Annotated in this window: 14 protein-coding genes; 10 read left to right on the top strand and 4 right to left on the bottom strand. The window is 59.2% G+C overall.

From position 1 onward, the window contains the following. Positions 1 to 94: 94 nt before the first annotated feature. From hemE to ACZ9IU_RS22405, 8 genes are all read left to right on the top strand, one after another. Positions 95 to 1,057, top strand: coding sequence for a uroporphyrinogen decarboxylase (hemE, locus tag ACZ9IU_RS22440; RefSeq protein ID WP_437179063.1), 963 nt, complete (start codon positions 95 to 97; stop codon positions 1,055 to 1,057). Then, positions 1,054 to 1,599: a protoporphyrinogen oxidase HemJ gene (gene hemJ, locus ACZ9IU_RS22435; protein ID WP_038547352.1), complete on the top strand. Its 546-nt coding sequence runs from the start codon at positions 1,054 to 1,056 to the stop codon at positions 1,597 to 1,599. The genes hemE and hemJ overlap by 4 nt, the downstream gene beginning before the upstream one ends. Before the next feature lie 191 nt (positions 1,600 to 1,790). Then, positions 1,791 to 3,056 (top strand): transcription termination factor Rho, encoded by a 1,266-nt coding sequence (rho, locus tag ACZ9IU_RS22430; protein ID WP_105404823.1) that lies wholly within the window; start codon positions 1,791 to 1,793, stop codon positions 3,054 to 3,056. Positions 3,057 to 3,142: 86 nt separating this feature from the next. Then, on the top strand, positions 3,143 to 4,447 hold the full coding sequence (gene mnmE / locus ACZ9IU_RS22425; protein ID WP_038547349.1) for a tRNA uridine-5-carboxymethylaminomethyl(34) synthesis GTPase MnmE: 1,305 nt from the start codon (positions 3,143 to 3,145) through the stop codon (positions 4,445 to 4,447). A gap of 45 nt (positions 4,448 to 4,492) precedes the next feature. Further along, positions 4,493 to 6,373, top strand: a complete 1,881-nt coding sequence (mnmG, locus tag ACZ9IU_RS22420) for a tRNA uridine-5-carboxymethylaminomethyl(34) synthesis enzyme MnmG (protein ID WP_038547346.1) — start codon at positions 4,493 to 4,495, stop codon at positions 6,371 to 6,373. Continuing rightward, positions 6,373 to 6,990: a 16S rRNA (guanine(527)-N(7))-methyltransferase RsmG gene (gene rsmG / locus ACZ9IU_RS22415; protein ID WP_038547343.1), complete on the top strand. Its 618-nt coding sequence runs from the start codon at positions 6,373 to 6,375 to the stop codon at positions 6,988 to 6,990. The genes mnmG and rsmG overlap by 1 nt, the downstream gene beginning before the upstream one ends. 15 nt (positions 6,991 to 7,005) lie before the next feature. After that, positions 7,006 to 7,797 (top strand): ParA family protein, encoded by a 792-nt coding sequence (locus tag ACZ9IU_RS22410; protein ID WP_038547340.1) that lies wholly within the window; start codon positions 7,006 to 7,008, stop codon positions 7,795 to 7,797. 23 nt (positions 7,798 to 7,820) lie between these two features. Further along, positions 7,821 to 8,702 carry a ParB/RepB/Spo0J family partition protein gene (locus ACZ9IU_RS22405; protein WP_038547337.1) on the top strand — a complete coding sequence of 294 codons (882 nt, stop codon included), beginning with the start codon at positions 7,821 to 7,823 and terminating at the stop codon, positions 8,700 to 8,702. Between the two features lie 10 nt (positions 8,703 to 8,712). On the opposite strand, the gene holA is transcribed toward ACZ9IU_RS22405, so the two are convergent. Genes holA through leuS form a run of 3 tightly spaced genes read right to left on the bottom strand, consistent with a single transcriptional unit; the run spans position 8,713 to position 12,912 of the window. Further along, entirely contained in the window at positions 8,713 to 9,744 is a 1,032-nt protein-coding gene (gene holA, locus ACZ9IU_RS22400; RefSeq protein WP_038547334.1) for a DNA polymerase III subunit delta, read from the bottom strand. Next, entirely contained in the window at positions 9,732 to 10,292 is a 561-nt protein-coding gene (locus ACZ9IU_RS22395; protein WP_151045332.1) for a hypothetical protein, read from the bottom strand. The genes holA and ACZ9IU_RS22395 overlap by 13 nt, the downstream gene beginning before the upstream one ends. Beyond that, on the bottom strand, positions 10,282 to 12,912 hold the full coding sequence (gene leuS / locus ACZ9IU_RS22390; protein ID WP_038547328.1) for a leucine--tRNA ligase: 2,631 nt from the start codon (positions 12,910 to 12,912) through the stop codon (positions 10,282 to 10,284). The genes ACZ9IU_RS22395 and leuS overlap by 11 nt, the downstream gene beginning before the upstream one ends. 177 nt (positions 12,913 to 13,089) lie before the next feature. On the opposite strand from leuS, the gene ACZ9IU_RS22385 reads away from it, so the two are divergent. Together ACZ9IU_RS22385 and ACZ9IU_RS22380 are read left to right on the top strand one after the other, a co-directional pair. Next, complete coding sequence (locus tag ACZ9IU_RS22385; RefSeq protein WP_038547325.1) at positions 13,090 to 13,749, top strand: YggS family pyridoxal phosphate-dependent enzyme; 660 nt, start codon at positions 13,090 to 13,092, stop codon at positions 13,747 to 13,749. A 106-nt stretch (positions 13,750 to 13,855) separates the two neighbouring features. Next, positions 13,856 to 15,787 (top strand): propionyl-CoA synthetase, encoded by a 1,932-nt coding sequence (locus ACZ9IU_RS22380; protein WP_051899900.1) that lies wholly within the window; start codon positions 13,856 to 13,858, stop codon positions 15,785 to 15,787. A gap of 56 nt (positions 15,788 to 15,843) precedes the next feature. Here the strand turns inward: ACZ9IU_RS22380 and ACZ9IU_RS22375 are convergent, their stop codons facing one another. Next, positions 15,844 to 16,560 carry a DUF1013 domain-containing protein gene (locus ACZ9IU_RS22375; protein ID WP_038547321.1) on the bottom strand — a complete coding sequence of 239 codons (717 nt, stop codon included), beginning with the start codon at positions 16,558 to 16,560 and terminating at the stop codon, positions 15,844 to 15,846. Positions 16,561 to 16,788 lie beyond the last annotated feature (228 nt).

Here is a 16,788-nt window from a genome sequence, read left to right as displayed (position 1 = left end):
TTATATTTTTAGGGAGAACCCATTGACCGGCGCATACCGGAAGATCATCCAAGTGCTGGAAGGCAAGACGGTCAGTCCACCACCAATCTGGCTCATGAGACAGGCAGGGCGTTATCTGCCGGAATATCGGGAGACGCGGGCGGCGGCCGGAAGTTTTCTCGATCTCTGTTACACGCCGGATCTGGCTGTCGAGGTGACCTTGCAGCCGATCCGGCGCTACGGTTTCGATGCGGCAATCCTGTTTTCCGATATCCTGGTCATCCCGGATGCGCTGCACCGGAACGTGCGGTTCGTGCAGGGCGAAGGTCCCCAAATGGATCCGATCGATGTCGCTGGTATTCAGGCGTTGAACGACGAAGGCGTTCTTGCCCATCTCGCTCCGGTCATGGAAACGGTTCGCCGGCTGAGGCGTGAACTGCCTGATGAAACAACCCTGCTTGGTTTCTGTGGGGCGCCTTGGACCGTTGCGACATACATGATCGCCGGCCACGGGACGCCGGACCAGGCCCCTGCCCGGCTGTTCGCCTACCGGCATCCTGAAGCCTTCGAGAGGCTGCTGTCGCTGCTTGCGGAAATCTCCGCCGAATATTTGATCGCACAGATCGATGCTGGCGCCGACGCCGTGCAAATCTTCGATTCCTGGGCCGGTGTTCTGGGCGAGAAGGAATTCGACGCCTATGCCGTGAAGCCTGTGGCCCGGATGATCGAGATCGTTCGCAGCGCGCGACCACAGGCGAAGATCATCGCCTTCGCCAAGGGTGCGGGCCTGAACCTGAAATCCTATCGGCAGAAGACCAAAGCCGATGCGATCGGCCTCGACTGGTCGGTGCCGCTGTCGTTTGCGGCCGAGTTGCAGAAGGATGGCCCGGTGCAGGGCAATCTGGATCCGATGCGGGTCGTCGCCGGCGGCAGGTCGCTGGAGGAGGGTATCGACGCCATTCTCGCTAAGCTTGGGCATGGGCCGCTGATCTTCAATCTCGGCCACGGCATCACCCCGGAGGCTAATCCGGATCATGTGCGCCAGCTGATTGAACGTGTGCGGGGAGCGAACGCGTGAGCGGAGAGGAGCTGCAGACGGGCACGCCGGCAGGGAGGAGATCGGCACTGCGCGCCTTCGTCGCACTTGCAGTCTTCATCGCCATCCTGGTTGCCGTCTATCTCGGTCAACCGAATGATTTCATTCTCTACGTCAAGGCTTTCCACGTCATCGCAGTGATGTCCTGGATGGCGGGCCTGCTCTACATGCCGCGGCTATTCATCTATCACAGCGATGCGGAACCCGGCTCGGCGCAGTCCGAAACCTTTAAGATGATGGAGCAGCGGCTGCTGAAGATCATCATGAACCCGGCGATGATGATCACTTGGGTTCTCGGTCTTTTTCTCGCTTGGGACGTCTACGAGTTTCGTGGCGGCTGGCTGCATGCGAAGATCGGGCTTGTCGTGCTGCTCACAATGGTGCATGTGCTGTTCAGCCGCGCGGTGCGCAACTTCGCGGTCGATGGTCCGCGAAAAACGCCGCGTTACTGGCGGATGATGAATGAACTTCCGACCGTTCTGATGATCGGGATCGTCATTCTGGTGATCGTGAAACCGTTCTGACGCGAGGATATTCTTTCTTTGGCAAGATTTCCGTCTTGCCCCTTGCGGCGTTCCACGTGAATCGCTATTTTCCTCCCCATCTCATCTCGTGGCATGCGTGTAATTTCCTGTCGTCCCCGGATCATCTTCCGCGGTAGCGAATTTCACCGACACGCCTATCCCCCCGAAATTCTCAATATGGTCCCCCCTTCATGGCTGAAATGAAGCTTCAAGAACTCAAGAGCAAATCCCCCACCGATTTGCTGACCTTCGCCGAATCACTGGAGGTCGAGAACGCCAGCACCATGCGCAAGCAGGAACTGATGTTTGCGATCCTCAAGGTTCTGGCGAGCCAGGACGTCGAAATCATCGGCGAAGGCGTGGTCGAGGTCTTGCAGGACGGGTTTGGTTTCCTGCGTTCCGCGAACGCAAACTATCTGCCCGGTCCCGATGACATCTATATCTCACCCTCCCAGATCCGCCGCTTCTCGCTGAAGACCGGCGACACGGTCGAGGGCCCGATCCGCGGTCCGAAAGAAGGCGAGCGTTATTTCGCCCTTCTCAAGGTCAACACGATCAATTTCGACGACCCGGAAAAGATCCGCCACAAGGTCCACTTCGACAACCTGACGCCGCTCTATCCGAACGAGCGGTTCAAGATGGAACTGGAAGTTCCGACTTCCAAGGATCTCTCCGCCCGCGTCATCGACCTTGTGGCGCCGCTCGGCAAAGGCCAGCGTGGCCTGATCGTCGCGCCGCCGCGCACCGGTAAAACCGTTCTGCTGCAGAACATCGCCCACTCGATCACCGCCAATCATCCGGAATGTTATCTGATCGTCCTCTTGATCGACGAACGGCCGGAAGAAGTCACGGACATGCAGCGGTCGGTGAAGGGTGAAGTCGTCTCCTCGACCTTCGATGAACCGGCCGTACGCCACGTGCAGGTCGCCGAGATGGTCATCGAGAAGGCCAAGCGCCTCGTTGAGCATGGCCGCGACGTCGTCATCCTGCTCGACTCGATCACCCGCCTCGGCCGCGCCTACAACACCGTCGTGCCCTCCTCCGGCAAGGTCCTGACAGGCGGCGTCGACGCCAATGCCCTGCAGCGTCCGAAGCGTTTCTTCGGTGCCGCTCGTAATATCGAAGAGGGTGGTTCGCTGACGATCATTGCGACGGCGCTGATCGATACCGGCAGCCGCATGGACGAAGTTATCTTCGAAGAATTCAAGGGCACCGGTAACTCGGAAATCGTGCTCGACCGCAAGGTCGCCGACAAGCGCATCTTCCCGTCGATGGACATCCTCAAGTCCGGCACACGTAAGGAAGATCTACTGGTGCCGCGCCAGGATCTCCAAAAGATCTTCGTGCTTCGCCGTATCCTCGCCCCGATGGGCACTACGGATGCGATTGAATTCCTGATCGACAAGCTGAAGCAAACGAAGACCAATGGCGATTTCTTCGACTCGATGAACACCTGATCCTTAGCCGGATTCAAATTAGATATGGAGCGCTCGGTTTTGCCGGGCGCTTTTCAGTTTAGTGCCGCCTCTGGTAAGTTGAACCCATGGCCCAGGCAGACAACGATACGATCTTCGCGCTCTCGAGCGGCACCTTGCCGGCGGGTGTCGCTGTTATCCGCTTGAGCGGTCCGCAGGCTTTCGACGCCGCGGTGGCTTTGGCTGGTGAACTGTCGGCCGATCGGAAGGCCGGACTCAGAACGATTCGGAGCCGCAACGGTCTGGTGATCGACCACGCTCTGGTTCTGGCATTTGCTGGTCCGAATTCGTTTACCGGCGAGGATTGCGTTGAAATGCATCTGCATGGCAGTCGGGCCGTCGTTTCCGCCGTCTATCAGGAACTGGAGGCGATCGGACTTCGGTTGGCGGATGCGGGCGAGTTTTCGCGCCGCGCGTTCGAGAACGGCAAGTTGGATCTGGTCGAGGTCGAAGGTCTGGCGGATCTCATCGCCGCAGAGACCGAGATGCAACGCCGCCTGGCGGTCGAGCAGGGTTTTGGTGGACAGTCGGCGCTTTATGTGGGTTGGGCCGAGAGATTGACCCGAGCTCGCGCGCTGATCGAGGCTGAACTCGATTTTGCCGATGAGGATGACGTCCCGGGGTCGGTGTCCGACAGGGTCTGGACAGAGGTCGGTGATCTTTATTTCGAGATCGAGGGACATATCGCTTCTGCAAAGGCGGGCGAGATTATCCGAGACGGCTACAAGGTGGTTATCGCCGGGCCGCCCAATGCGGGTAAATCCAGCCTGCTCAATGCTTTGGCAAAACGGGACGTTGCAATCGTCACCGAGATTGCTGGGACAACAAGGGATCTCCTGCATGTCGATATCGATATGGAGGGCTACCTCGTTCGTTTCTTCGATACGGCCGGGCTGCGCGAAAGCGAGGATCGCGTCGAGCAGGAAGGCGTTCGCAGGGCCAGGATAGCCATCGAGCAGGCCGATCTCGTTTTGCAGCTCGAAGAGATCGATTCGGACTCGAAACAGACTTACGACAGCGTGAAAGCTGAGGTTCTGCGGATCGGCACCAAGGTCGATATGCACCGACCATCGGCTGGTTATGACCTTGCCATTTCCAGTGAGACGGGAGATGGACTGGAGGAATTGCGTTCGCGGATACTGTTAGAGCTCAAGGAGACCTGGTCCGGATCGCTGGTTCCCAACCGGCAGCGGCACCTTCAGTATCTCAAAGAGGCTTCCCATTTTATCGCAGAAGCGCTAAACGGCCAGGAACTTGATCTTCGAGCCGAGAGCCTTCGGGCGGCCGCGTCGTCATTGGGCCGCATCACCGGCCGGGTCGATGTGGAACAGCTCCTTGACGTAATCTTTTCGCAGTTCTGCATCGGTAAGTGATTCACGTGAAACAGGGCGCTTTGCGCGGTTTCATAAGGTGACCAAATGGAAAAGACATTCGACGTAATCGTCATCGGTGGCGGACATGCTGGCTGCGAGGCTGCGAGTGCCGCTGCGCGCTTGGGCGCACAGACCGCTCTTATAACCCATAATCGGCAGACGGTGGGTGTCATGTCCTGCAATCCCGCAATTGGCGGACTTGGCAAGGGTCACCTTGTGCGTGAAGTCGATGCGTTCGATGGGCTGATGGGACGTGTTGCGGATGCCGCGGGCATCCAGTTCCGCCTTCTCAACCGAAAGAAGGGGCCGGCGGTGCGCGGGCCGCGGACGCAAGCCGATCGCAAGCTTTACCGCCAGGCGATGCAGCGCGAAATTTTCAGCCACCCCAATCTTACTGTCATTGAAGGGGACGCGTTTGACCTGGAAATCCAGGCTGACTGCGTGACAGCCGTGGAATTGAAGGATGGCCGTCGATTCGGATGCGGAACGGTTGTCCTAACGACCGGCACGTTCCTTCGGGGTTTGATCCATATTGGTGACCAAAAGGTCCCCGCAGGTCGCGTCGGCGAGGCTCCCTCCCTGGGGTTATCGGAGACCCTTTTACGGTTCGGCCTGCGGCTCGGCAGGCTGAAGACCGGTACGCCTGCTCGGCTGGACGGAAATACGATCGACTGGGCACGGGTTGGCCGGCAGGAAGCCGACGAAGATCCGGTGCCCTTCTCTTTTATGACCGAGCGGATTACCACGAAGCAGATTGCCTGTGGCGTCACCCGCACGACGGAGGCGACGCATCGGATCATTTCGGACAATATCCATCGGTCTGCGATGTATTCCGGACAGATCGAGGGTGTCGGTCCGCGTTATTGTCCATCGATCGAGGACAAGATCGTCCGCTTTGGCGAACGCGACGGGCATCAGATCTTTTTGGAGCCGGAAGGCCTGGACGACTCGACTGTCTATCCGAACGGCATTTCGACCTCGCTTCCCGCCGAGGTTCAGGCAGCGTTCATTCACACCATTCCAGGCTTGGAGGCGGTGTCGATCATCCAGCCCGGCTACGCAATCGAATATGATCACGTGGATCCGCGGGAGTTGACCGCCGCCCTTGAAGTCAAGAAGATTCCCGGCCTCTTTCTTGCGGGCCAGATCAATGGAACGACGGGTTATGAGGAGGCTGCGGCTCAGGGCTTGGTTGCCGGGCTGAACGCCGCGCGTAAAGCTTCCGGCGACGACGCCTATCACTTCAGTCGCGCCGATTCCTACATCGGAGTCATGGTGGACGATCTGACATCCCGTGGGGTGACCGAACCTTACCGAATGTTTACGTCGCGCGCTGAATATCGCCTTTCGCTTCGAGCTGATAATGCGGATGTTCGATTGACTGAAAATGCTATCGAACTTGGTTGCGTGGGAGCAGAACGGGCATCAAGGTTTCGCGATTATACCCAGGCACTAGATGCCGGCAGGGAATTACTGCAGTCTCGCAACCTGACGCCCAATGAGGCACATCGCTTTGGTCTGAAGTTGAATAAGGACGGCCAGCGACGGACGGCGTATGAGTTATTGGCTTATCCCGACCAATCGCTGAATGCGCTTACGACCATCTGGCCGGAATTGGAGCAACTTCCGCCAAAGGTTGCTGAAGCATTGGAGATCGAGGCGTCCTACGCGGTCTATATGAACCGGCAGGCAGCCGACATCCATGCCACTCACCGGGACGAGGCGCGAGTTATCCCGCAAGCCTTTGATTTTTCAGCGCTTCCTGGACTTTCCAATGAACTCAAACTGAAGCTAACGGCGGCAAACCCCGGCAATCTGGCACAGGCGTCCAAGGTCGACGGAATGACGCCCGCTGCCCTTGCGCTCATCCTAGCACTCCTTCGCAAAGAAGAAGCTGCACCGCAGCGCGTCAAGCGAGTCCTGTAATGCTTCTGAACGGCAAGAGTGTTTCACGTGAAACGCAGGAGAAGCTTGAGCACTTTGCAGCGCTTTTCCAGAAGTGGGCAAAGGCCATCAATCTGGTTGCTCCCTCCACACTGGACGAACTGTGGCGGCGTCATATTGCTGATAGCGCCCAAATCTTCCAACTCTCCCCTTATCCATATAGATGGCTCGATCTTGGTTCCGGGGGTGGCTTCCCTGGCGTGATAACGGCCATTTTTCTGGCCGAGACACAACAGGGATGGGTTCATCTGGTTGAGAGCAATCAGAAAAAGGCCGCGTTTCTTCGAGTGGCGCTCAATGAAACGGGTGCCAGGGGTTCAGTCCATCCTTTGCGAATCGAATCAGCCCTCACGGCCCTTCCCGATTGCGAGCGCATCTCCGCCAGAGCCCTTGCCGAGCTCGATCCACTTCTTGCCTACACATCGCCTTGGATGATTGGCAAAGATACAAGAGCTTTTTTCCATAAAGGCAGGGATTACGCCGCGGAAGTCGAGAAAGCCCGTGGCCGTTGGTCGTTCGATCTGGTAAAACATCAGAGTGCCGTCGAGCCGGATTCAATTATCCTCGAGATTAGCAATTTAAGGCACAAAGAACCCTAGATTTTCAGGTGCTGAATGTTTGAAAGAAATCGGGTTATCACGATTGCCAACCAAAAAGGCGGCGTGGGCAAGACAACGACGGCAATCAACCTAGCGACGGCCCTTGCGGCAATTGGCGAACGCGTTCTGATCATCGACCTTGATCCGCAGGGCAATGCCAGCACCGGGCTGGGTATCGACCGTCGAGACCGCAAGCTCTCTTCCTATGATTTGTTGATGGGATACAACTCCATAGCGGAGACGGCGCTCGAGACGGCGGTTCCAAACCTGCACATCGTTCCCTCGACGATGGACCTGCTTGGATTCGAAATGGAAATTTCCCAGGCTTCTGATCGGGCATTCAAGCTGCGAAGCGCGTTGAGCGGCGATGACGCCCTGGTCTATTCCTATATTCTTTTGGACTGCCCTCCATCGTTCAATCTGTTGACGATGAATGCCATGGCCGCGGCTCATTCCATCCTGGTGCCGTTGCAATGCGAGTTCTTTGCACTGGAAGGGTTGAGCCAGTTGCTCGAAACGGTCGATCAGGTGCGTCGCAGTGTCAATCCGTCGCTCGATATTCAGGGAATCGTCCTCACCATGTTCGATGCCCGAAACAACCTGGCTCAACAGGTTGTCAATGATGTGCGGACGCATCTTGGCGAAAAAGTCTATCATACGCTGATTCCGCGCAATGTCCGTGTATCCGAGGCGCCTTCTTACGGTAAGCCGGCGATCCTCTACGATCTGAAATGCGCGGGCAGCCAAGCTTATTTGCAACTGGCTTCCGAAGTCATCCAGCGAGAACGCAGGCGTAAAGCCGCCTGATTCAGACCAAGTGAGTGATAAGAATGAACGACGACCTATCGAAACGGCGCCTCGGGCGCGGTCTTGCAGCGCTCATAGGCGAAATGGATCAGCAGGCGCCGGCCGATAATGGTGCCCGGAGCGTTAATCCGGATCGTATGGTCCCGATTGAGCATGTATCCCGCAATCCGAAGAATCCGCGTCGGAGTTTCGATGAGGGCGAGCTGCAGGATCTGGCCAGCTCCATTCGTCAGCATGGGATCGTTCAACCGGTCGTTGTTCGGCCGCGAGGCCCTGCGCAATATGAGATCATAGCCGGCGAACGTCGTTGGCGTGCCGCCCAATTGGCAGGCTTGATCGAAATTCCTGTCATCGTCCGCGACGTGGACGATCGGACGGCACTCGAGATCGCAATCGTCGAGAACGTTCAACGTTCGGACCTCAATCCCCTGGAAGAGGCCCTTGGCTACGACCAGCTGATCGCCGAGCACGGCTATACTCAGAACGATCTGGGCGAGATCATCGGCAAGAGCCGAAGCCATGTCGCCAACAGTCTTCGCCTGCTGAAGCTGCCCGAACCGGTACGGGATATGCTGGCAGCAGGGAGCCTTTCCGCGGGGCATGCCCGTGCTTTGATCACGACGTCGGATCCGGCTTCACTGGCGCGTACCATTATTGCCAAGGGAATGTCGGTGCGGGATGCCGAAAAGCTGGCTCAGAACGATATCAAGGCTCAAGCCGAGCCGACAACCGTTTCGAAAGCGGAACAAAAAGATTCCGATACGCTGGCGCTTGAGCGGACCCTTTCGGATTCCCTCGGGTTGGAGGTGAAGATCAACTACAAGAATGGTGGGGGCCAGATCAAGATTGGTTATCGGACGCTGGAGCAGCTCGAGGAGATCTGCCGTCTTCTAGAACGGAGATAATCTAGGAAATTCAACGGCTTGATTGAATGGCCGTGGCCATCAGCGTGTGAAAGGCAATGTTGGATTCCAGGCTCTGCCTCTGCCGCGACATCAGGATTGCGGCTTGCAGCCTTTCCGTTTCACGCGAGAGCGCTGGTGAGCTCCATGTTCTCAGCGCTTTTTCTATGAGCGGTTTGCGCTTGAAGTGAATATGCCGGCCGAGCGTCATCATGACCTGGGCGGTCTGGAGCTTCTTTTCCTCCATTTCCGCCTTCATCAGATCCAGCAGCTGGAATTGCTTCAGGCAGGATTGCAGGACGAGAAAAACCGGGGTCTTCGATGAGACGACCTTCTGGATGGCCCGGTGCAGGCTCGGCAAATCGCCGCTGAGGATCGCGTCGACGGCTTCGTCGGCCGAAACGGCACTCGCGTCGCCGATAATCCCATCGATATGCTCTTCCTCGACCATGCCCATACCACGGCAATAGAGAGCGAGCTTGCGGATTTCGTTACGGGAGGCTACGCGATCCCCGCCGAGCAGTTCCAGGAGCCTCTGGCGCGCGCCTTGGCTGATTCTGAGGCCTTCGCTCCCCAGTTCCGAATCAATCAGCCCGTTCAGCGCCTTCACGTCGTCCGCATAACAGGGAATGACAGCGATCGACCGCGAAGGTTCCGCGATCTTGCGCAGTCCGCTCCCCTTCTTGAGGTCTCCCGCTTCGACAATCAGGATGTTGGCCGGCGGCGGACCATCCACGAGAGCCTGCATCGCGTCGAGAAGGGGTTTTTCGTTGGCGGCACCGCGCAGCCATACGAGTTTGGAGCCGCCGAAGAGGCCGAGCGAGTTCACCTCGTCGAGAAGCCGTCCGGGGTCACCCTGCAGATCCGAGACGTCGAGCTTGAGCATGGCGAACGGATCGTCCTGGGAGACGCCTGTCTTGCCTGCAATGAGTGCTGCCCGTTCGGAGACAAGGCCGCGATCCGGTCCGTAGATCACGAAGATCTTGTAAAGATCCGAGCTCTTTTCGGCAAACCGATCGAATTCGTGGGACTTTACTTCTGCCATACCGTCTGCGGCTGAGGTTCGCGGGCGAGCGCGATGGCGATCTCGGCGCGGATGAATTCAGCGAGCTCTCTTGCCGCGCGGTTTTCGGCATCGCGAACGGCGCGGAGCGAGGCATAACCCTGACCCGACACATCGATGAGCGATACCACTTCACGCTTGCTGGACTTCAAGATCTTTCCGTCGCTGATGCGGGTGATCGTGTAGATCCCTTCCACTCGGACGCGGCCGGGGACAGGCACGCCGGTCGGAGAGACGCTATCGTTATCCTCGTCCTCACTGATGTTCGAGGAGGTACTTTTTGTCGTCAGCTTCACTTCATAAGCCGGATGGGCAGACTCGCCGGCACCACCGGAGGTCAGGAAAACGAGATGGTTGCGGACAACCTGATCGAGGCGGGTGTGAGGTTGTTCGAAACCGACCGAAGCCAGGCGTTCGCCCGTACCGGAAGCCTCGGAATAGAGCGGGCGGACCTGGCAGCCGGCAAGCACAGTCAACATTACCAGGCCGGATATGAACCCGAAACGACGAAGAGAGCGGTCAGACGACAATGTTTACGATCCTCTGTGGGACGACGATGACTTTCTTCGGCGCCCGGCCTTCAAGAGCCGCTTTGACCGTATCCAGTGCCAGAACCGCAGCTTCGACCGCACTTTGATCCGCGTCGCGCGCGATTGTCAATTCGCCGCGCTTCTTGCCGTTGATTTGGATCGGCAGTGTGATCTCGTTCTCGATGACGAGAGCTTCGTCATACTGCGGCCAGGGAGCTACGGAAAGCAGTTCCTTGTTGCCGAGAACCGCCCAGCATTCTTCCGCCAGATGCGGTGTCATCGGGGCGACAAGCTGGATCAGAATTTCCGAAGCGTTGCGGACGGCGCCGCGATAGGCAGCATCGCCCTCGCCGGTAGCGACCCGGCCGAGCGGCGCCGCAAGCGCATTCACCAGTTCATAGATGCGCGCTACGGCTTTGTTGAACGAGAGCCTGTCGTAATCGCCCTGAACCGCCTTCAGAGTCTTGTGGGCGAGCTGCGAGATTGCCAGCGCTTCGCCATCGTTAGCCGGCACCGGATCGATACCAGCCAAGTTCTCCGAGGCTTCGGAAATCAGACGCCACAGGCGCTGGGTGAAGCGGTGAGCACCTTCGACACCGGCTTCGGACCAGATCACGTCTCGGTCCGGCGGAGAGTCGGAAAGTACGAAAAAGCGGGCAGTATCGGCGCCGTAGGAGGCGATGATATCGTCCGGATCGACGACGTTCTTTTTCGACTTCGACATTTTCTCGATCGAGCCGATCGTCACTTCCTCGCCGCCCTTCAGCATGGTGGCACGGCGCTTGCCATCGGCTTCCTCGATGCGGATATCGGCCGGAGCCACCCATTCACCGTTCGGGCCGGAGCCGCGGCGATAGGTTTCGTGCACGACCATGCCTTGCGTGAACAAGCCCTTGAAGGGCTCCTTGACCTCGACATGGCCGGTCTCGCGCATGGCGCGGGTAAAGAAACGGGAATAGAGCAGGTGCAGGATCGCGTGCTCGATGCCGCCGATATACTGGTCAACCGGCAGCCAGCGATTGGCGACGGCCGGATCGGTCGGATCCTTCTCCCAGGGCGCCGTGAAGCGGGTGAAATACCAGCTCGAATCGACGAACGTGTCCATCGTGTCCGTCTCGCGGCGGGCTTGCTTGCCGCATTGCGGGCAGGCGACATGGCGCCAGGTCGGATGTCGGTCGAGCGGGTTGCCCGGCAGGTCGAAAGTCACGTCGTCCGGCAGCTTGACCGGCAGGTCCGCTTTAGGCACCGGCACGACGCCGCAGTCATCGCAATGGATGACGGGGATCGGGCAGCCCCAGTAGCGCTGGCGGGAGATGCCCCAGTCACGCAGGCGGAAATTCACCTTGCGCTCGCCCTGCGGCATATTGCCGACAATCGTTTCCGACAGCCGGTTTGCAACGATCTTGAAGGCTTCCTCGGTCGTCTTGCCGTCAAGGAAACGGGAATTGATCATCACGCCGTCGTCGACGTAGGCGGTGTCGCCGACCTCGAAGGTCGCAGCGTCGCCGTCCTTCGGCATGACGACCGGTACGACGGGCAGACCGTATTTGCGGGCGAAATCCAGGTCGCGCTGATCGCCGGACGGGCAGCCGAAGATGGCGCCCGTACCATAATCCATCAGCACGAAGTTCGCGACATAGACCGGCAGTTCCCAGGATGGGTCCAGCGGGTGCCTGACCCGGACGCCGGTGTCGATGCCCTTCTTCTCAGCCGTTTCCAGCGCTGCGAGCGAGGTTCCGTGATGGCGGCATTCCTCGGCGAAAGCTTCGATAGCCGGATTCTGCGCGGCTGCGGCCTTGGCCAGCGGATGGTCGGCGGCGATGGCCAGGAACGAAGCGCCGAATAGCGTGTCGGGACGGGTCGTGTAGACCACGACTTCGCTTTCGCCGGCGGGTGCCGTCGAACTCACGATTTCCCAGCGAACCGTCAGGCCCTCGGAACGGCCGATCCAGTTCTTCTGCATCAGCCGGACCTTTTCCGGCCATTGGTCGAGGGTATCGAGCGAGTCCAACAGATCCTGGCTGAAATCGGTGATCTTGAAGAACCACTGCACCAGGTCGCGCTGCTCGACCAGCGCACCGGAGCGCCAGCCGCGGCCGTCGATGACCTGTTCGTTGGCGAGAACCGTCTGGTCGACCGGATCCCAGTTGACCTTGGACTGCTTGCGATAAACCAGTCCCTTTTCCATCATGTCGAGGAAGAGGTGCTGCTGCTGCTGGTAATATTCGACGTCACAGGTGGCGAACTCGCGTGACCAGTCGAGCGACAGGCCCATGGCCTTCAGCTGCGCCTTCATGGATTCGATGTTCTGGTAGGTCCAGGTCTTCGGATGCACCTTGTTGTCGCGGGCGGCGTTTTCAGCCGGCATGCCGAAAGCGTCCCAGCCCATCGGATGCAGGACGTTGAAGCCGCGGGCGCGCTTGTAGCGGGCCACCACGTCGCCCATGGCATAGTTGCGCACGTGGCCCATGTGGATGCGGCCCGACGGATAGGGAAACATCTCCAGAACGTAATATTTTTCGCGCGGATCGCTGTTGTCGGTCTCGAAAACCTTGGCATCGTTCCAGGTCTGCTGCCAACGGGGCTCGGCATCGCGCGGATTGTAACGTTCAGTCGCCATTTCAATGATATTCCGGGAAAATAAGATCAAGAGTCGGGCGAGACCTTCACCATGAAACCCGGCAAGCGTCAAGTTTTACAGGGGTGGGAAAGGCCAAGTTCAGGGCGAAACACCCTTGGCAGAGCCTTATATGAGGACTAAGCGCTGAGCTTGCAAGAAAAGCGGAAGGTAGAGGCCATGAACGTCGAAGAACGGCTGCAGGATGTGAAGGCACGGATCGACAGGGCGGAGCGCCTGTCGAAGCGGCCGGTGGGGTCGGTGACGCTTGTGGCGGTTTCGAAAACGTTCGAAGCGCAGGACATTCGGCCAGCAATCGCCGCGGGACAGCGGGTATTCGGCGAGAACCGCGTGCAGGAAAGCCAGGACAAGTGGCCGGAACTGAAGTCCGAGACGCCTGAAATCGAGCTGCATCTGATCGGGCCGCTGCAATCCAACAAGGCGGCCGACGCCGTGGCGCTGTTCGATGCCATCGAGACGGTGGATCGGGAAAAGATCGCCCGCGCGCTTGCCAACGAAATCAAGAAGCAGGGCAAAGCGCCAAAACTCTATGTGCAGGTCAATACCGGGCTTGAGCCGCAGAAAGCGGGGATCGAGCCGAAGCAGGCCGTTGCCTTCGTGGAGTTCTGCCGTAAGGAACTCGGGCTTTCGATCGAGGGGCTGATGTGCATTCCGCCGGCTGAGGAAAATCCGGGGCCGCATTTTGCGCTGCTCGCCGAGCTCGCCAGGGAATGTGGCGTCGAAAAACTCTCCATGGGCATGTCCGGGGATTTCGAGACGGCGGTCGAATTCGGAGCGACCAGCGTTCGCGTCGGCTCGGCCATCTTCGGCTCGCGTTGAGAGTACGCTTTTGTTAGGTCCCTAGCGCTTTCGTCGGGCTTTCCCGCACCTCGCCCGCACCCTAGATTGGCTATTCCGGGCTGTGCTCATGTGACGGGAGGTGCAGATGCAAAGCCGCTATTTCGACATCTATGAAGGCTGGCAAAAGAATCCGGAAGAGTTCTGGAGAGCCGCTTCCGCTGCCATCGATTGGTTCAAGGAACCGGACAGGATCTTCGACAAGGACGAAGGGGTCTATGGCCGCTGGTTCACCGGGGGCGAGACCAATACCTGCTACAACTGTCTCGACCGCCATGTAGCGGCTGGCCGGGGCGGTCAACGCGCATTCATCCACGACAGCGCCATGACTGGAAAACAGCGGACCTTCACCTATGCCAAAGTTCTCGACGAGGTGAAGGCGATCGCAGCGGTTATGGGTGATCTCGGCATCGGGAAGGGAGACCGCGTCGTCATCTACATGCCGATGGTGCCGGAAGCGATTTTCTCGATGCTGGCCTGTGCCCGGCTCGGGGCGGTGCATTCGGTGGTGTTCGGCGGCTTTGCGGCACAGGAGCTGGCGGCGCGGCTGAACGATTCGGAAGCGAAACTGGTGGTCAGTGCGAGCTGCGGCCTCGAGCCGGGCCGCATCGTCGCCTATAAGCCGCTGCTCGACCAGGCGATCGAGCTCGCCCGCGTGAAACCCGAACATTGCCTCATCCTGCAGCGCGAGCAGCTCCAGGCGGAACTGCGGCCGGAGCGTGGAGAGCTGGATTTCGCCGAGGCCGTCGAAAAGGCGCGGGGTAGGGACGTGCCCTGCGTGCCGGTCAAGGCGACCGACCCGCTCTACATCCTCTACACGTCCGGGACGACCGGCCAGCCCAAGGGCGTCGTGCGCGACAATGGCGGCCACATGGTGGCGCTGCATTGGAGCATGGAGAACATCTTCGGCATCAAGCCGGGGGAGGTGTTCTGGACGGCATCCGATATCGGCTGGGTCGTCGGCCATTCCTATATCGTCTACGGACCGCTCTTGACCGGCAATACAAGCGTGATCTTCGAGGGCAAGCCGGTGGGCACGCCGGATGCCGGCACGTTCTGGCGGGTCGTCAGCGATCACGACGTGAAAGTGCTGTTCACGGCGCCGACGGCCTTTCGCGCGATCCGCCGCGATGATCCGGAGGGTGAACTGGTCGAAAAATACGACCTGACCGGGATGCGAGCCTTGTTCCTCGCCGGCGAGCGGGCCGATTCGGAAACACTGAAATGGGCCGAGCAGAAGCTCAAGATTCCGGTGATCGATCACTGGTGGCAGACGGAGACGGGCTGGCCTGTAGCCGCCAACACGGTCGGGCTCGGTCTGATGCCGGTCAAGCACGGTTCGCCGACGCGGCCGATGCCCGGTTATGCGCTCGACGTGCTGGACGATGCCGGCCATCCGGTGCCGCGCGGGACGCTCGGCAATATTGTCATCAAGCTGCCGCTGCCGCCCGGCTGCCTCGTCAGCTTCTGGAATGCTGACCAGCGGTTCCGCGAGGCTTGCCTTGACGAGTTCCCGGGGTATTACAAGACGGCCGATGCCGGGGTGATGGACGAGGACGGTTATATCTTCGTGATGGCGCGCACCGATGACATCATCAACTGCGCCGGCCATCGGCTTTCGACCGGGGCAATGGAGGAAGTCTGCGCCAAACATCCCGATGTCGCAGAATGCGCGGTAATCGGCGTCCATGATGCCACCAAGGGGCAGATCCCCTGCGGCTTCATGGTGCTGAAGAACCATGTTTCACGGGAAATCACTGATATTGCGAGAGAAGTGGCCGAGCTGGTGCGCAACGAGATCGGCCCGGTGGCGGCGTTCAAGACGGTGATGGTGGTTCATAAGCTGCCGAAGACCCGATCGGGCAAGATCCTGCGCGGCACGATGCAGAAGATTGCCGACGACATGCCGTGGAAAATGCCGGCGACGATCGAGGATGCAGCGGTGCTGGACGAGATCACCGCGATCCTGAAGGCGAACGGTTATGCCCGCGAGGGCAGTGGCCTGAAACAGAGCGCCTGAACGAAAAAAGCCCTGGATCGTCTCCGGGGCTTTTTCATGCAATCGAAATGGTTCGATCAGAAGCGGTCGTCTTCCTCGTCGTCGTCGCGACGGGTGGACTTGAGCGACGAGAGCTTGGCAAAAACGGCGTCCGCGTCGATCTCCTTTTCCTTCTCTTCCTCGCGCTCGTTGCGATAATTGAAACCGAGGTTTTCGGTTTCGCTCGCCGGCTGCAAGGAAGCGCCGAGTTCGGCGGCGGTCGGCAGCGGACGACCCTTGGAAGCGCGCTCCACTTCGAGGTCGAGGTCGATCTGGCTGCAGAGGCCAAGCGTCACCGGATCCATCGGCGTCAGGTTGGTCGAGTTCCAGTGGGTGCGCTCGCGGATCTGCTCGATCGTCGACTTGGTGGTGCCGACGAGGCGGGAGATTTGCGCGTCCTTGAGTTCAGGATGGTTGCGAACCAGCCAGAGAATGGCGTTCGGGCGATCCTGGCGCTTGGAGACCGGCGTATAGCGCGGGCCGCGGCGCTTCGATTCCGGCACGCGAACCTTCGGCTCGGACAGCTTCAGCTTGTGGTTGATGTCCTTTTCGCCGCGCTCGATTTCATCGCGCGAAAGCTGGCCTGTTGCGATCGGGTCGAGGCCCTTGATGCCCTGCGCCGCTTCGCCATCCGCAATGGCTTTCACCTCGAGCGGGTGGAGCTTGCAGAAATTGGCGATCTGTTCGAAGGAAAGCGCGGTATTGTCGACCAGCCATACAGCGGTCGCCTTCGGCATGAGCAATTGTTGAGCCATGGGTATAGGTCCTCTGTCCGTCCGCGCCGGTGTCGCGGGCCGTGGGTATCAACCACAATTTCCGGGAATTTACCGCCCTATAATCGAATTGGGACAGAATTGCAAATCTTTGAAGCGAGATCGTCGCACCGAGATGAACCGTTTGTCTAATTGCCGCTCTTGCCTCACCTGTTATGAATGCGGCACATATCGCTGACGGCTCGATGCGTCGTTATGCGTGCCAATTCA

Source organism: Mesorhizobium sp. USDA 4132 (assembly GCF_056279545.1).
Note: the sequence above shows the minus strand (reverse complement) of the source record. Positions and strands in the feature narration are given on the sequence as shown.

Coding starts and splice junctions, on each gene's coding strand:
- mnmG (WP_038547346.1), top strand. CDS start 4,493: ATGGAAAAGACATTCGACGTAATCGTCATCGGTGGCGGACATGCTGGC.
- holA (WP_038547334.1), bottom strand. CDS start 9,744: ATGGCAGAAGTAAAGTCCCACGAATTCGATCGGTTTGCCGAAAAGAGC.
- ACZ9IU_RS22375 (WP_038547321.1), bottom strand. CDS start 16,560: ATGGCTCAACAATTGCTCATGCCGAAGGCGACCGCTGTATGGCTGGTC.
- ACZ9IU_RS22410 (WP_038547340.1), top strand. CDS start 7,006: ATGTTTGAAAGAAATCGGGTTATCACGATTGCCAACCAAAAAGGCGGC.
- leuS (WP_038547328.1), bottom strand. CDS start 12,912: ATGGCGACTGAACGTTACAATCCGCGCGATGCCGAGCCCCGTTGGCAG.
- rsmG (WP_038547343.1), top strand. CDS start 6,373: ATGCTTCTGAACGGCAAGAGTGTTTCACGTGAAACGCAGGAGAAGCTT.
- hemE (WP_437179063.1), top strand. CDS start 95: ATGAGACAGGCAGGGCGTTATCTGCCGGAATATCGGGAGACGCGGGCG.
- ACZ9IU_RS22385 (WP_038547325.1), top strand. CDS start 13,090: ATGAACGTCGAAGAACGGCTGCAGGATGTGAAGGCACGGATCGACAGG.
- ACZ9IU_RS22405 (WP_038547337.1), top strand. CDS start 7,821: ATGAACGACGACCTATCGAAACGGCGCCTCGGGCGCGGTCTTGCAGCG.
- mnmE (WP_038547349.1), top strand. CDS start 3,143: ATGGCCCAGGCAGACAACGATACGATCTTCGCGCTCTCGAGCGGCACC.
- rho (WP_105404823.1), top strand. CDS start 1,791: ATGGCTGAAATGAAGCTTCAAGAACTCAAGAGCAAATCCCCCACCGAT.
- ACZ9IU_RS22380 (WP_051899900.1), top strand. CDS start 13,856: ATGCAAAGCCGCTATTTCGACATCTATGAAGGCTGGCAAAAGAATCCG.